The 14,515-nt window shown below is 67.5% G+C and carries 15 protein-coding genes; 11 read left to right on the top strand and 4 right to left on the bottom strand.

All coding sequences use genetic code 11. The annotated features are described in order from the left end of the window. Positions 1-100: 100 nt before the first annotated feature. Both AB5J62_RS13660 and AB5J62_RS13655 read left to right on the top strand, forming a co-directional pair. Entirely contained in the window at positions 101-775 is a 675-nt protein-coding gene (locus tag AB5J62_RS13660) for an MBL fold metallo-hydrolase (RefSeq protein ID WP_370948583.1), read from the top strand. A 154-nt stretch (positions 776-929) separates the two neighbouring features. Continuing rightward, complete coding sequence (locus tag AB5J62_RS13655; RefSeq protein ID WP_370948582.1) at positions 930-2,198, top strand: ATP-binding protein; 1,269 nt, start codon at positions 930-932, stop codon at positions 2,196-2,198. Positions 2,199-2,210: 12 nt separating this feature from the next. On the opposite strand, the gene AB5J62_RS13650 is transcribed toward AB5J62_RS13655, so the two are convergent. Then, positions 2,211-2,933 carry a hypothetical protein gene (locus AB5J62_RS13650; protein ID WP_370948581.1) on the bottom strand — a complete coding sequence of 241 codons (723 nt, stop codon included), beginning with the start codon at positions 2,931-2,933 and terminating at the stop codon, positions 2,211-2,213. A 53-nt stretch (positions 2,934-2,986) separates the two neighbouring features. Next, on the bottom strand, positions 2,987-3,379 hold the full coding sequence (locus tag AB5J62_RS13645) for an ArsI/CadI family heavy metal resistance metalloenzyme (protein WP_370948580.1): 393 nt from the start codon (positions 3,377-3,379) through the stop codon (positions 2,987-2,989). 70 nt (positions 3,380-3,449) lie between these two features. On the opposite strand from AB5J62_RS13645, the gene AB5J62_RS13640 reads away from it, so the two are divergent. From AB5J62_RS13640 to AB5J62_RS13630, 3 genes are read left to right on the top strand one after another with little or no spacing between them, the layout of a single operon-like run. Then, positions 3,450-3,782, top strand: coding sequence for a metalloregulator ArsR/SmtB family transcription factor (locus tag AB5J62_RS13640; RefSeq protein ID WP_370948579.1), 333 nt, complete (start codon positions 3,450-3,452; stop codon positions 3,780-3,782). Beyond that, positions 3,779-4,831, top strand: coding sequence for an ACR3 family arsenite efflux transporter (gene arsB, locus AB5J62_RS13635; RefSeq protein ID WP_370948578.1), 1,053 nt, complete (start codon positions 3,779-3,781; stop codon positions 4,829-4,831). The genes AB5J62_RS13640 and arsB overlap by 4 nt, the downstream gene beginning before the upstream one ends. A gap of 40 nt (positions 4,832-4,871) precedes the next feature. Next, positions 4,872-5,729, top strand: a complete 858-nt coding sequence (locus AB5J62_RS13630) for a GNAT family N-acetyltransferase (protein ID WP_370950254.1) — start codon at positions 4,872-4,874, stop codon at positions 5,727-5,729. Here the strand turns inward: AB5J62_RS13630 and AB5J62_RS13625 are convergent. Next, on the bottom strand, positions 5,698-7,497 hold the full coding sequence (locus AB5J62_RS13625) for a plasmid pRiA4b ORF-3 family protein (RefSeq protein ID WP_370948577.1): 1,800 nt from the start codon (positions 7,495-7,497) through the stop codon (positions 5,698-5,700). The two genes, AB5J62_RS13630 and AB5J62_RS13625, sit on opposite strands and share 32 nt — an antisense overlap. Positions 7,498-7,627: 130 nt before the next feature. On the opposite strand from AB5J62_RS13625, the gene AB5J62_RS13620 reads away from it, so the two are divergent. From AB5J62_RS13620 to AB5J62_RS13595, 6 genes are read left to right on the top strand one after another with little or no spacing between them, the layout of a single operon-like run. Continuing rightward, the gene (locus tag AB5J62_RS13620; protein WP_370948576.1) at positions 7,628-7,876 is read left to right on the top strand and encodes a PLDc N-terminal domain-containing protein; all 249 of its coding nucleotides are present in this window, start codon (positions 7,628-7,630) and stop codon (positions 7,874-7,876) included. After that, complete coding sequence (locus AB5J62_RS13615) at positions 7,873-8,787, top strand: ATP-binding cassette domain-containing protein (protein WP_370948575.1); 915 nt, start codon at positions 7,873-7,875, stop codon at positions 8,785-8,787. Before AB5J62_RS13620 ends, AB5J62_RS13615 begins: the two co-directional genes overlap by 4 nt. Continuing rightward, positions 8,784-9,482, top strand: a complete 699-nt coding sequence (locus AB5J62_RS13610) for a hypothetical protein (RefSeq protein ID WP_370948574.1) — start codon at positions 8,784-8,786, stop codon at positions 9,480-9,482. The genes AB5J62_RS13615 and AB5J62_RS13610 overlap by 4 nt, the downstream gene beginning before the upstream one ends. A 37-nt stretch (positions 9,483-9,519) precedes the next feature. Further along, on the top strand, positions 9,520-10,650 hold the full coding sequence (locus tag AB5J62_RS13605) for a sensor histidine kinase (RefSeq protein ID WP_370948573.1): 1,131 nt from the start codon (positions 9,520-9,522) through the stop codon (positions 10,648-10,650). Beyond that, the gene (locus AB5J62_RS13600; protein ID WP_370948572.1) at positions 10,647-11,291 is read left to right on the top strand and encodes a response regulator; all 645 of its coding nucleotides are present in this window, start codon (positions 10,647-10,649) and stop codon (positions 11,289-11,291) included. The genes AB5J62_RS13605 and AB5J62_RS13600 overlap by 4 nt, the downstream gene beginning before the upstream one ends. 57 nt (positions 11,292-11,348) lie before the next feature. Beyond that, entirely contained in the window at positions 11,349-13,310 is a 1,962-nt protein-coding gene (locus AB5J62_RS13595; RefSeq protein ID WP_370948571.1) for a UvrD-helicase domain-containing protein, read from the top strand. Positions 13,311-13,668: 358 nt separating this feature from the next. Here the strand turns inward: AB5J62_RS13595 and AB5J62_RS13590 are convergent, their stop codons facing one another. Next, a complete protein-coding gene (locus tag AB5J62_RS13590; protein WP_370948570.1) occupies positions 13,669-14,460 on the bottom strand; it encodes an alpha/beta fold hydrolase in 792 nt (263 codons plus the stop codon). Between the last annotated feature and the right edge of the window lie 55 nt (positions 14,461-14,515).

Here is a 14,515-nt window from a genome sequence, read left to right as displayed (position 1 = left end):
GTTCGTCCTGAGGTTGATCGGGGTCGGGGAACCCCGAGCGTACGTGGCCAACCTGTGACCTACTCGTGCGGGTAGAACTGGTTGGAGTGAAACGACTACGGTGTGGCAGGTGAACTACACCGGCCACGTCGAGCCGGGCGGCCCAGCCGCCGTCCGCGCACTGCCCGAACTGACGATCACCAAGCTGTCGGTCGGCCCGATGGACAACAACGCGTACCTGCTGGTCTGCCTTCGCACGAACGAGGCCCTCCTGATCGACGCGGCCAACGACCCGGAGCGCATCTCCGACGTCATCGGCCACGGCCCCGACCGCCCGGCGCTCCGCACGGTCGTCACCACCCACCAGCACGGCGATCACTGGCAGGCACTGGGCGCGGTCGCCGGTGCGAACGGTGCGAACACCGCCGCGCACCCTCTAGATGCCTCGGTACTGCCGATTCCGCCGGACTTCCTGGTCGAGCACGGCGACACGTTGAAGGTCGGCGAATGCGACCTGGAGATCATCCACCTGCGCGGGCACACGCCCGGTTCGATCGCGCTGCTGTACCGGGATCCGTCGGGCACGCCGCACCTGTTCACCGGGGACTCGCTGTTCCCAGGAGGCGTTGGGCGGACAACAAACCCCGAGGACTTCTCGTCGCTGATCGGTGACGTAACGGAGCGGATCTTCGGAGTGCTGCCCGATGAGACCTGGGTCTACCCCGGGCACGGCGACGACACGACACTCGGGGCCGAGCGGCCTCACCTCGACGAGTGGCGCGAACGCGGCTGGTAGCACCCAACCGCGACCGCACGCGTCCAGACAAGATCATCAATATGTCGCCTTGTTCCGCTGTCAGATGTCGGTCCAACATTCTGTGAGATGTCGGTCCAACTGACCGAGGAATGTACACTTCGACTGTCGTGCCCGACGATCAGCCGAGGTGGTCATGCCTGATTCCGATCTACCACGCGCGTGCTGTGGCCTCGTCGAGGAGTACCTCTCCACCTTCCGCGTCGTGATACTCAACGGGCCCCGGCAGGCAGGTAAGACCACACTGCTCGGACACGTGCGAACTCGGCACGGCGGCACGCTGTTCAACCTCGACGATGAACAGCTCTTGCAGGCTGCGATCAGCGACCCATTGGGGTTCGCCGGAAGCGGGACCGAACCGAGGCTCATCGACGAGGTCCAACGAGCCGGCGATCCACTGGTCAGGGCGATCAAGGCTGAAGTCGACGCGATTCAGAGACCGGGCCGGTACGTCCTCGCCGGATCTACCCGTTTTCTCTCCACCCCCAGCCTGTCCGAATCGCTCGCCGGACGAGGTGCGGTCGTCGATGTCTGGCCCTTCTCTCAAGGTGAGTTCGACGGCAGGTTCGACAAGTTCATCGACATCGTGTTCGATGATCCAGGCTCATTGCGCGACTTCTCACCGTCTGAAGTAGACCGTGCCGGCTACTTTGAACGCATCTGCCGAGGCGGTTTCCCTGAGCCCGCCCTCATGCACAGTGCTCGGGCCCGCCGAACCTGGTTCCGCAGTTACGTGCGGGCGATCGCAGAACGCGACATCCGCGAAATGACACGACTCAACGAGCCCAGTGCGATCACCACGCTCTTGTCCTACCTCGCCTCCATTACCGCCCAGGAGCACAACAGCGTCCACACTTCGAACAAGACCGGCCTTCACCGCACAACAGTGAATCGCTACCTCGAACTATTGGAAGCGGTATTCCTGATACACAGGCTCCCCGCTTGGTCCCGGAATCCGACAGCGAGAGTCGTAAAACACGCCAAAGTGCATGTCACCGATACCGGCCTGGCAACCTCACTACTCGGCGTTTCCCCAGAATCGCTGGCCAAGCCTGTAGCTCCGGCGCGTGGTCCACTCGTCGAGACATTCATCGTCAACGAACTCGCCAAGCAGGCCTCCTGGAGCGAGACACAGGTCCGGCTCCACCATTGGAGAGTCAGCGGCGGCCCGGAAGTGGACGTGATCCTCGAACGGGAAGACGGCCAGATCGTCGGTATTGAATCCAAAGCAAGGGACACAGTCACCGCCGATGACTTCAAAGGTCTTGCCGCACTACGTGACCAAGTCGGTGACCAGTTCAGCCACGGCATCGTTCTGCACACGGGCAAGCGAGGCAGCATCAACTTCGGCGAACAACTCTTGTCGCTTCCCATCGCAGCCCTTTGGGAAGCCGGACATCGCTGACTGCCAAGTTGTTCACCCCCGATGCACGGCGACGGTTTCGAGGTCGGGATCCGCGCCGAGTTCGGCGATCAGCTCTCGTGAGCCGCTCACCCGGGTCGCCCAGAGATCCCAGTCGGTGTAGACGAACCAGGACCGGTCGGCAGGCCAGATGTTCGACGGCGTCGCAGCCATCGCGTCCGGCCCGCCGACAAGGTCGGGAATCGCGTCGAGCGGGCCGCTGAACAACGTCGGCTCGTCCCAGTCGCCGCTAGGCACAGACGCGTAATACGCGTAGCAAGTGCTCGCGGAGTGCCGAGCGAGAATCCGCAGCAAAGCGCGCAAGCTCGTCTCGTCAAGCGAGCCCTCGGACGGCGGCTCGACGTCGGCAGGCCAGCTGGTGATCGGGAACCAGCGACGGCTAGGTGGCACCTGCTGGCCTTCCCCGAGCCGGAAGCCCATCCGGCCGGCCAGCTCGGCCCAGCGCAGGCGCGTCGCTCCCTCGCCTGGGCTGGGCACGTAGCCAAGCGGCACGCCTGTGTCGACGCTTACGTCGTCGAGATTGATCCCGTTGATGACCGGCGGCGCAGCCTGCCGGGAACGCGACGCCTGCTTCCACATCGCGTGCAGTGTCCAGGCCGAGTCTTCCCAGCCTGACTTGTCGTGGCCGGTCGCCCATCCCGTGCTCGTGCTGTCCTGGGACAACCAGGCCAAGTGCTCAGCAGGGTCGGCTACCTTGGCCAACCGTCCATCCGTCATGCCGCTATCTTGGCCCGGCCGTCCTTTCTGGACTACCCGAGGCAGCGACGTCGTCAGCAGCAGGAGGCGCTGAAGGTTTCCGAGTCGGCCTTGACCGTGTAGACCTCCCACGGCTCCTTTCCGGGTCCGTGCACCCAGACCTTGTCCTGTACGGCGTAGCAGCACGTCGTGTCGTCTTCGGTCAACGTGTCCAGACCTTCGCCGGTGAGGCGGGCGCTCGCGGCGCTGACCTGCTCGGTGGATTCGACCTCGACGCCGAGGTGGTCCATGACCGTGGCCTGGCCGGGCTCGCCTTCGAGGAGGACGAGCTTGAGCGGGGGCTCCGCGATGGCGAAGTTGGCGTAACCGGGGCGCAGCTTCGCGGGCTCGACCCCGAACAGCTTCGAGTAGAAGTCGATCGATCCCCGCAGGTCGCCGACTCGGAGCGCGAGCTGGACTCGGGACATCTCTGCCTCCTTGAATAGATGAATGTCTAAGTAGATTGCTCTCTATTTAGAAGTCTGTCAATATAGATACATGTCGAAGCAAGTGCAGGACGCCTGCTGCGCGCCGCTGGTGCGCGACCCGCTGAGCGAGGAGCAGGCCGTGGAGCTGTCGCGGCTGTTCAAGGCGATGGCCGACCCGGTCCGGCTGCGGCTGCTGTCGATGATCGCTTCCCGTGAAGGTGGCGAAACGTGCGTATGCGAGCTGACCGACGCGTTCGAGTTGAGCGGGCCGACGATCTCGCATCACCTGAAGGTGCTGCGGGAAGCCGGGTTGATCAGCGGGGAACGGCGTGGGACCTGGGTGTACTACCGGGTGCATCCGGAGGTGCTCGGCAGGCTGGCCGCGGTGCTGGTGACCACGTGAGCACCACCGCCGTGGCCGGGAAGCTGTCCACTTTGGACCGGCTGCTGCCGGTGTGGATCGGCGCCGCGATGGCGGCCGGGCTGCTCGCCGGACGGCTCGTCCCCGGACTGGCGGACGTGCTGGGCGCGGTGACGGTCGACGGGATCTCGTTGCCGATCGCGCTCGGGTTGCTGGTGATGATGTACCCGGTGCTGGCGAAGGTCCGCTACGACCGGCTCGACACGGTCACCGGCGACAAGCGTCTGCTGTGGACGTCGCTGGCGTTGAACTGGGTCGCCGGCCCTGCGCTGATGTTCGCGCTCGCCTGGCTGCTGCTGCCGGACCTGCCCGAGTATCGCACCGGTCTGATCATCGTCGGCCTCGCCCGGTGCATCGCGATGGTCGTCATCTGGAACGACCTCGCTTGCGGCGACCGCGAGGCCGCGGCGGTGCTCGTCGCGCTGAACTCGGTGTTCCAGGTGCTCATGTTCGGTGTGCTCGGCTGGTTCTACCTCGCCGTGTTGCCCGGCTGGCTCGGCCTGCCGCAAGCCGACCTCGCCGTCTCCGGTTGGCAGATCGCGAAAAGTACCCTGATCTTCCTCGGCATCCCTTTGCTGGCCGGGTATCTGACTCGCCGGTTCGGTGAACGCGCTCGCGGCCGTGACTGGTACGAGTCGGCCTTCCTCCCCCGCATCGGGCCCGCCGCGCTCTACGGACTGCTGTTCACCATCGTGATTCTCTTCGCGCTGCAAGGCGAACAGATCACCGGCAGGCCCACGGACGTGGCGCGGATCGCGCTGCCGCTGCTCGCCTACTTCGCGATCATGTGGGCCGGCGCCTATCTGCTCGGCAAGGCCGCCGGACTTGGTTACGCCCGCGCCACCACTCTCGCGTTCACGGCCGCCGGCAACAACTTCGAACTCGCCATCGCCGTCGCGATCGCCACCTTCGGCGCCACCAGCGGCCAGGCGCTCGCCGGCGTCGTCGGCCCACTCATCGAAGTGCCCGTCCTCGTCGGACTCGTCTACGTCTCACTCGCACTGCGAACCCGGAGTTCCCGTGATTCCTGAAGTCCTCTTCGTCTGCGTCCACAACGCGGGCCGCTCCCAGATGGCCGCCGCCTTGCTGCACCACCACGCCCAAGGCCGTGTCCTCGTCCGCTCCGCCGGGTCCGCGCCCGCCGATTCGGTCAACCCCGCCGTCGTGACGGTCATGGCCGAACTCGGCATCGACGTCTCCCACGAACTGCCCAAGCGCCTCACCACAGACGCGGTCGAAGCCTCGGACGTCGTCATCACCATGGGCTGCGGCGACGCCTGCCCGGTATTCCCTGGCAAGCGCTACCTCGACTGGCAACTCGACGACCCAGCCGGACAGGGCGCCGACGCCGTCCGTGCCATCCGCGACGACATCGACCAGCGCGTTCGGTCACTTCTTGCCGAGTTGTCACCACATGCGAAGGTCAGGGTCGTCCCCGCGACGCACGAGCACGCCGACGCCATCCTCGCCATCTACCAAGCCGGGCTCGACACCGGCGAGGCCAGCTTCGAGACGACCGCGCCCGACTGGGCGACCTGGGACGCCACCCGCCTGCCTTCGCATCGGTTCGTGGCGCTCGACGACACCGGCCGCGTGCTCGGCTGGATCGCGGTGACCCCGGTGTCGTCGCGCTGTGTTTACGCGGGCGTGGTGGAACACAGCGTCTACGTCGACCCCGAGGCGCACGGCCGCGGTGTCGGCGGCGCGCTGCTGGACCGGCTCATCGCTTCGACGGAGGCAGCCGGGATCTGGACGATCCAAAGTGGAATCTTCCCGGAGAACACGGCCAGTCTCGCGCTGCACCGGCGCGCCGGGTTCCGGGAAGTCGGCGTGCGGGAGCGGATCGGCGCGCAGCATGGGCGCTGGCGTGACGTCGTGCTGCTCGAACGCCGTAGCGCTAGCGATTCGGCCGGCCGAGCCGGGCACTGACCTTCCCGACGGAAAAGGCATGGGGATCGAACTCGTCACCCGACGCCAAACCCAACCACTCGAGCAAGTCCTCGTGGTCCTCGGCCTCAGGGTCCGCCAGCGAATTCTTCAGGTCCGCGTAACCCCAAGATCCGCCGCAGTCTTCGGGCGGGCACGCACCTTTGCCCGCGGTGCACGACGGACCCGCGGCCGCCACGTCAGGTGGGAGCACCTTCTCCAACGTGATGACGTGGTCCCAATTGTCGCCGAAGTCATAGGTGTAGTGGATCTTGTCACCGGTCTCGGCGAGCAGCTGGGACAGCCGCACCGTCCGCTCGTCGAAGTAGCCGAGTTCGGGGTCTGTGTCCCCGTACTCGCGCCATTCGTCGGAGAACTTGTGCAGGTGGCAGTCGAACCAGCCCATGGCGTCCTGGATCACGTCGTGGAGCTGATCGAGGCTGAAGCCCGCGGACACCTGGATGCGCCGCCACACGGGTGGTTTGGTCACGCCGACCAGCTGGACCTTGATCTGATAGGTGGCGTCGACACTGCCGCCGCGAACCGGGCCCGGCAGTGGAGTCAGGCTGCGAGGCCGTGCAGAGCCTGCGCTGAACAGCTTGGTGAGCCGGGGCGCTTCCGGATGTCCGCTCCGCTCGATGAGCGACAGGGATTCGATCAAGTCGTCGCCGAACTGGGCCAGCAGGAAACCTGGCGTCACTTCCTCGGGGAAATCGGGCGGTAGCGCGTCCACCACCGCCACCAGCGCATCCGCACTGAGCCACGCGATATCGGCATCGACAGGCTCAACACCCTCCTGCTCGGCCAGCCAAATCCGGGCGTAAGCGCCGATGCCGCCTTTGACGGCCCAGCGGCGCCAGGTGGATTCCGCCGCCGCGCCGCATTCGCGAGCCAGGGTGACGGCCGTGAGGCGCTCTCGCCCCGCCATGGCTTCGGCGGCCGCGAGCAGTGCGTCGCCCGCATCGGCCGGTGTGCGGGACGAAAGCCAGGGGCGCGCGAGCACCGTCGCCGCCAAGTCCGGCACCTGAGCCAGCGCGCTGACCAGAACCTCGGCTTCGGCATCCGCGGACGGGGCACTTTGGCGGAACGTGAAATCGGCGAGCCAGTTGCCGAGCAGTGTCAATTCGGCCAGACCGTCGCGCAGGACGGCGACTCCGAATTCACCCAGCATCCGTACCGCCGCGCGGGCGTCGCTCTCGCCGTATCCGTCGAAGTCGGCGAAAACGCCGGGTAACAAGGGCGACGGAGCACAATCCGGGCAGGAGCATGACGGAATTCCGCCGAGCAATCGCTCGATGCCCGCCCTCAGGTCCTCCAGCGGGGCGGAGCCGCCGTGATCGTCGAGGGTGACGAGCGTGGCCAGGTGTTCCAGCGCCTCTTCGTCCGGATCGGCGTCATCCAGCCCGAACCACGCCCTCGCACCCTGGGTCCAGATGGCGACCACGGCGCCAGGGTCCCCCTCGCGCCACGCTCGCAGTGCCGGGCTCGCCATCACCTTGGTGTTCGAAAGCTCGATGAAGCCGGCGCCCCGCGCCGCCGTCCACACCGCCACCAGCTGGGGAATGTCGCCCGCACTCCGGAGTTTGCGTGCCGGCGTCTCGATGCCGAGCAGGTCACACGCCTCGATCGCGGCCGCGGGCTTGAGCACCCAACTCCCGGTGATCGGCTTGCCTTGGCCGATCCACTCGGCGAGAGCCTGAGCTGCGACAAGCAGGGGGCAGGCGAGGGCTTCCTGTGCGACCTGTTCGAGCGTCAAGTCCGATGCACGCATTACGGGAGCCTACGCAATGCTCGCGGCTAGTACTTTTCGCCTAGGCGGTTCTCGCTGATCTTCTGATGTCGATCTCTCCCCCAGCGGCCAGTCTGGACTCATCGCATCACGAGAGACCGGGGAGAACCACATGCACGCCGTCCAAGTACTCGCCACGCAGACCCGGCCGGAGGCCTGGGTCGCGGGCGGGCTGATCATCGCCGTCATCCTCGCGTTCGCGCTGCTGTTCCTCGGCGCGCTGGTCAGCATCCTGGGGTCGCCGCTCAGCGGGGGTATGAAGCTGGTCTGGGTGATCTTCGCGTTGTGCGCGCCGTTCCTCGGGTCGCTGCTGTGGTTCGTCGTCGGCAAAGGGAACGCCTACCGGCAGGTGGGGGCGTGAGCGCCGCGATCGTCGCGGCCGGGCTGACCAAGCGGTATCGCAACGGTGGTGGCGTCGAGAATCTCTCGTTCGCCGTGCGGCCCGGGGTGGTGACGGGGTTTCTCGGGCCGAATGGCGCCGGGAAGTCGACGGCGATCAGGCTCATGCTCGGGCTTACACATGGCGAGGGCCAGACGACGTTCGGCGGGCTCGGCTACGCGCAACTCGATGATCCGACAAGGACAGTCGGGGTCTTTCTCGAGGCGAGTGCGGTGCATCCGGCGCGGACGGCCGCCGCGCATCTGCGGATGATCGCCGCGGGCGGCGGGCTGCCCGCGAAACGGGTTCGTGAGGTGCTCGGCATCGTCGGGCTCGAATCGGTGGCGGACAAGGCCGCCGGTCAGTTCAGCCTTGGTATGAAACAACGTCTCGGGCTGGCCGCGGCGCTGCTCGGCGACCCGGAGTACCTGATACTCGACGAGCCCGCCAATGGCCTCGATCCCGAGGGGGTGCGCTGGATCCGCCGGTTCCTGCGCGGGCTGGCCGGCGAGGGGCGCACGATCTTCGCGTCGTCGCATCTGCTCGGTGAGATGTCCCAGCTCGCCGATGACCTGATCGTCATCGGGGACGGCCGGTTGCTGTCGGCCGGGCCGATGGCGGAGTTCGTCGAGCGGCATTCGTGCACCGACGTGGTCGTGCGCACGCAGCAGGCCGCCGCGTTGCAGGTGGCGTTGACGCGCACGGGTTTGCGGGTCAGCCAGGAGCAGCCGGGGGAACTCGTCGTCGGGACCGCGGACACCGAGGTCGTCGCGGATGTGGCGGCGCGGGCGGGTGTCGCGGTGCGGGAGTTGTTCGTGCGGCGCAGCGGGCTCGAAGAGGCGTTCTTGGCGGCTACCGCAGGCTCGGTCCGGCATCGAGGGGAGATTTCGTGAACAAGGCGTTGGCTTATGAATGGTTTCGGGTGCGGTCACTGCGGTCGACGTGGGTGCTGTTGCTCAGCGCCGGGGTCGTGCAGTTCGCCTCCGGGCTTTATTGGGGGCTTAAAAGGGATCTCGGCGATCTCGACGCGTTCGTGTCTTCGTTCGGGTTGACGGCGCGGCTGGGTGCGCTGTTGGTGGCCGCCGTCGGGGTGTGCGCGTTCGGGCTCGACTATCAGCACGGGACGATCGCGACCACGAGGCTGGTCGTGCGGGCACCCGGCCGGATCGTCGGCGCGCGGGCGCTGGTGACCGGTGGGCTCGGGCTGCTGGCCGGGGTGCTGATGGTCGTGCTCGCCGGCGCAGGGGTGCTCGCCGGTGGTGGGACGCTGCCCGCCGACGCCGCGCGGGGTGCCGCCGCGGCGGGCGGAGTCGTGCTGCTGACCGTCCTTTCCGGACTCGCCGGGGTGGCGCTCGGCGGGCTGCTGCGGCACACCGCGGCCGGTCTCGGCGTGTTCGCCGTCTGGACGCTGATCGCGGAGACGATACTGGGTGCCGTGGTGAAGGTGCCGATGACCGCGTTGCCGTTCAACGGCACAGCGCTGCTGTCCACCGGCGCGTCCGGCTGGACCGGGCCGCTCGTGTTCGCCGCGCTGGTCGCGGCGGCGCTCACGGCGACGAAGTTCACCCTGGCTCGCCGTGACACCTGAGCGGTGGCATCGGCTCGACGGGCCTAGCCTGGGGACGATGGAATGCGGAAGGCTCGCCTGGTGGGACGGCCGGGCGAGCCTGCTCGCGCTCGATGTCGCGGTCGCCGCGGCTGCCATCGCGTTCTCGCTGGCCAGCGGTGACCCGGCCGACCCGCACCCGCCGTTGCACGTCCCGGCGGTGATCGTCTCGGGCCTGGCGCTGCTGGCGCGTCGTCGCTGGCCGTTCGTCGTGCTGCTGGTCTCGGCGGCCGCGACGGCGCTCGACGTCACGCTGCTGCCGCTGATGATCTCGCTGTACACCGTCGCGGCCAAGCGCGGGATCAGCGTCGCGACCGGCGTCGCGGCGCTGGTGACCATCGTGATCATCGCTGTCCCCCATGCCTTCCAGGGACCGTTCGACTGGACGGTCGCGGTCATCGCGCTGGGCATGTCCGTGGTCGGCCCGGCGCTCGCCGGGCTGTGGATGCATCAGCGCGCCGCGCTGCTCGCGGTGCTGCGTGAGCGCGCCGAGGAGGCCGAGCGCACCCGCACCTTGCTCGCCGACCAGGCCGTCTTCGCCGAGCGGCGCCGGATCGCGCGTGAGATGCACGACGTCGTCGCCCATCGGGTCACCGCGGTCGCGCTGCAGGCGGGCGCGTTGTCGGTGATGGCGAGCGACGAGCGCACCGAACGGGCCGCCGAGACGATCCGCGCCGTCAGCGCCACCGCGCTCGAAGAGCTCCGCGACATCCTGCGCGTGCTGCGCGACGAGGACGCGACGACGCCGACCAGGTCAGGCGAAGGCGCGCTCGCCTCGCTCGAAGCGCTGGTGGACGAGGTCGTCGCGACCGGCGCGCGGGTCGAGCTGCGGATGCCCGACCCGCTCCCCACGGTCCCCGATCAGGTCGGCCGCGCGGTGTATCGCGTCGTCCAGGAGTCGTTGACCAACGCCGCCAAGCACGCGCCGCACGCCGCCGTCGAGGTGCGCCTGGCGACCGGAGACGGCAGGCTCGACGTCGAGGTGACCAACCGGCTCACCCCGCGGTCGGCGGGTGTGCCCGGTTCCGGCTACGGCCTGGTCGGCATGCGCGAGCGTGTCGAGCTGACCGGCGGCACGCTGGAAGCGGGACGGATCGGCGACGGCCGGTTCCGCGTGCTCGCGCGGTTCCCGCTCGGAGAGGCGAAATGACGGTCAAGGTGCTCTTGCTCGAAGACGAGGAGCTGGTCCGCGGCGGCATCCGCATGATCCTCGAGTCCGCCGACGACATCGAGGTCGTCGCCGAAGACACCGACGGCGCGCGGGCGATCGAACTGACCGACCGATACCGCCCCGATGTGGTGCTCACCGACGTCCAGATGCCCGAGGTCGACGGCATCGAGGTCACCAAACGCCTCACCGCGCGCCCGTCACCGCCCGCCGTGGTCATCCTGACCACGTTCGACGTCGACGAGTACGTCTACGCGGCGCTGCGGCACGGCGCGTCCGGGTTCCTGCTCAAGCACACCCCGCCCAAGGAACTGATCAACGCGATTAGGGTGGTCGCGCGCGGCGAGGCGATGCTGTCGCCCCGCATCACCAAACGCCTGCTCGCGAACTTCGCCACCGGCACGACCGGCGAAATCGCCCGCGCCAAACTGGCCGCGCTGACCCCCCGCGAACGCGACGTCGCCGCCCAGATCGGCCAAGGGCTGAGCAACAGCGAGATCGCGAAGGTCCTGATGCTCAGCGAATCCACCGTGAAAGTCCACATTGGACACATCATGGCCAAGCTGGAGGCCGCGAACCGGACCCAGGTGGCCATTCTCGCGCACGACGGCGGCTTGGCCTGATTGGCCGGATATCACGTATCTTTGTGACGGCGGCGGTCGTCACGACGGGGAGGGTACGTGAACCTGAGCAGGCACGCGATGCGAGTCGCCGATCAGGAGTCGGTGAAACTGCTGGCACAGGCATTTCCCGGGCTTGATTCGCTGCGCCGCCGCGTGCTCACCGCGATGCTCGCGAAGACCACGGGCAACTGGCATCTGCTGGCGCACCGGAGAATGCCGGACGAAACCAAGGCGGACGCGTTCGTCGTCGGCGCCACGGGCGTGTCCGCCGTGATGATCGCCGAAAATCCGCCTGGCGAGGCCGCGTTCCAGGCCGTGATGCGGCACGCGGAAGAACGGTGCGCCGGTATCCGCGACTATCAAGGACAGGTTCTGCACGGCACGTCAATCAATTTCGTACTCGTCGTGCCTGGCACGGGAAACGGCAAGGAGCCGCGCGGCACCGGTCCCTATTGGACACTCGCGGAATCCGATCTGCGCAAGCTTTTCCAGCGCGACGCGGTCCATCTCACGAAGCGTCAAATCGACATTATCGCCAAGCAGGCGGCCGAACGGCTCGGCGAATACCTGCCGATGAAGATCGGCATGGCCAAACCCGACCGGGACACCGCCGGCCTGCTGGCCGCGGAAGATCTCACGGCTGATCAGATCAGTGCCGCGCAAATGCGGCCGTTCGACGCCTGGCTCACGTTTCTGCATCCGCAACAGCAGGCCATTGTTTCGCGCCACTACAACGGACCCGCCAGGATCAGCGGCCCGGCGGGCACCGGCAAGACCGTGGTCGCGTTGCACCGGCTCCGCCATCTCGCGAGGCGCTCCACCGGGCCGCTGCTGTTCACCACGTTCGTGCGCACCTTGCCCGCCGTCAACGAGGCGTCGTTCCGCAGGCTGGCGCCGGAAGTCGCCGACCGGGTCGATTTCATCCACCTGCACGCTTGGCTGCGGCGGCTGCTCGAGGAACGCGGCAAGAGCGTGAAGGTCAACTCGGCGCAGGTCACGACGGCGTTCAGCCTGGCCTGGTCCGCGCACCGCGAGCTCCTCGAACCGTTCGAGCCCTCGGCCGACTACTGGCGCACCGAAATCGACCGTGTCATCAAAGGCCGCGGCATCACGACGCTCGACGAGTACCTCAAAGCGCCCCGAAAAGGGCGCGTTCTCCGGCTCGGCACCAACCAGAAGGAACTGGTCTGGCGTTTCTTCGAGGCGTACCAGGACAAACTGGCCGAGAAGAACCTCCACGACTACAACGACATGATCAGCATCGCGCTCGCCGAACTCACCTCGCGGCCGCTGCCCGAGCGCTACGCGGCCGTGGTCATCGACGAGGTCCAGGACATCACCCTGCTGGGCCTGCGGCTGCTCAACCAGCTCGCCGGCGACGGCCCGAACCGCCTCCTGCTGGTCGGCGACGGCCAGCAACAGGTCTACCCGGGCGGCTGGCGGCTCTCCGACGCCGGCATCCCGATCCAAGGCCGCGGCGAAGTGCTGCGCGTGAACTACCGCAACCGCACCGAGGTGCTCTCGTTCGCCCAGCGCTTCGACGCGACGAACCAGGTCGACGACCTCGACGGCGACCAAGGCGTCGCGCTACTCGACGCCGAGTCCGCCAACTCGGGTGGCGAAAGCCGCACCTGGCGCGGTTCCGCGGATGACCTGCGCGACGAACTTCTCGCGCAGATCAAGGCGTTGACCGTCCCGCTCGGGCAGACGGCGCTGATCGTGTTCCATCGCCGCGCGCTCGTCCACTGCACGAAACTGTTGCGTGAAGCCGGGGTTCCTTGGCTGCCGCTCGACGAGTACACCGGCGAGTCCGACGACAAGCTGAAGGTCGGCACGGTGCACCGGGCGAAGGGGCTCGACTTCCAGGCCGTGTTCGTCGTGCAGTTCCCGCATCGGGAACCGATCGGGAAGGCCGCGGAGGAAGAGTCGGCCGAGCTGCGCGGCCGTCAATCGCTGGTCGCGGCCACCCGGGCCCGCGACTTCCTGTGGTGGGGCGTCGTCACGGACAGCGGGTCGTGAGTGTTTAGACCGGTTAGAACCGGCCGTACCACTCACGACCCCCATGACTCGCCCGCCACGTGTGGTCGCTGCGCCAGGTGGGATGGCGTGAACGCCTCGTTCGCGACGTTGAACGTTGTGAACGGGGCGTTCACGTCGTCTCGCTGGTGAACTACACCCGATTTCGTGTCCACAATGGACGCCAGGCGCGAAATGTGGTCCGCTATGTCCTATTCGCGCGGTTTTGCTGGAGTCTGAGACGTGACGAAGGGGGCCCATGTCACGCTCAGCGTTACAAGGGTGGCCTTTGTGTGGTACAGCCGCACCCGAGCGCAAGAGACACATTTGGCCTTCCCCTCAATAGAACCGGCCGTACCACTCACGACTCACTGAGGTGTTTTTCGAGGTGGGCCGCGACTTCGGCGGGTTGTTCGAGCGCGACCGAGTGCCCGGCCCCGGCGACCGTCACGTGGCGGCCGCCGGTGGCCGACGCGATGTTCTCCGAGGAGATCGGCGGCGGGTAGGTGTGGTCCTCCGCACCGGCGATCGCGAGCACCGGGACCTCGACCGAGGCGAGTTCGGCGACGATGTTGTCGCGGTGAATCACGTGGTGGGCGCTGTCCGCGATGGACTCGGGCAGCGCCGCGAAGTACGCGCGCCACTCGGCGAGCATCGGTGACTCCGAGGCCAGCGAGGTGTCACCGAACATTATGTACGTCACGACGTCGACGAGTGGCGCCGCGCCCTCGGCACGCATCTTGGCCAGCAGGGGCGCGAAGTGGACGGCTTGGTGCTCTTCCTCGGCCGAGGAACCCAGTGCGACGGCCGAACGCAGCAGGTCGGGTCTGCGGGCGGCGAGGCGGAGTGCGACGAAACCGCCCATCGAGTTGCCGATGAAGTGGACGCGGCCCAGGTCGAGTGCCTCGATGAGGGCGGCGGCGTCCTCGGTCAGCACGTCCATGCTCAGGTCGGGCAGTGCCGCCGGCGCGCTTTCGCCCTGGCCGCGGTGGTCGTAGGTGATCACGCGGTAGCGGTCGGCAAAGTGCGCCACGAGCGGGGCGAACATGGTGCGGTTGAAGAAAAGCGAGTGGCTGAACACGAGCGTTGAGCCGGTGCGGGGGCCGGTGTCGTCGTACGCGAGTGTGGTGCCGTTGACGGCGATTTCGGGCATCGTCACCTCCCGGGTCGGCATCGACGTTAGGCGGCTCCGGGAAACGCGGCATCCG

Origin of the sequence: Amycolatopsis sp. cg5 (assembly GCF_041346955.1) — a bacterium.
In the GTDB taxonomy this organism is placed as follows: Bacteria; Actinomycetota; Actinomycetes; order Mycobacteriales; family Pseudonocardiaceae; genus Amycolatopsis.
Note: the sequence above shows the minus strand (reverse complement) of the source record. Positions and strands in the feature narration are given on the sequence as shown.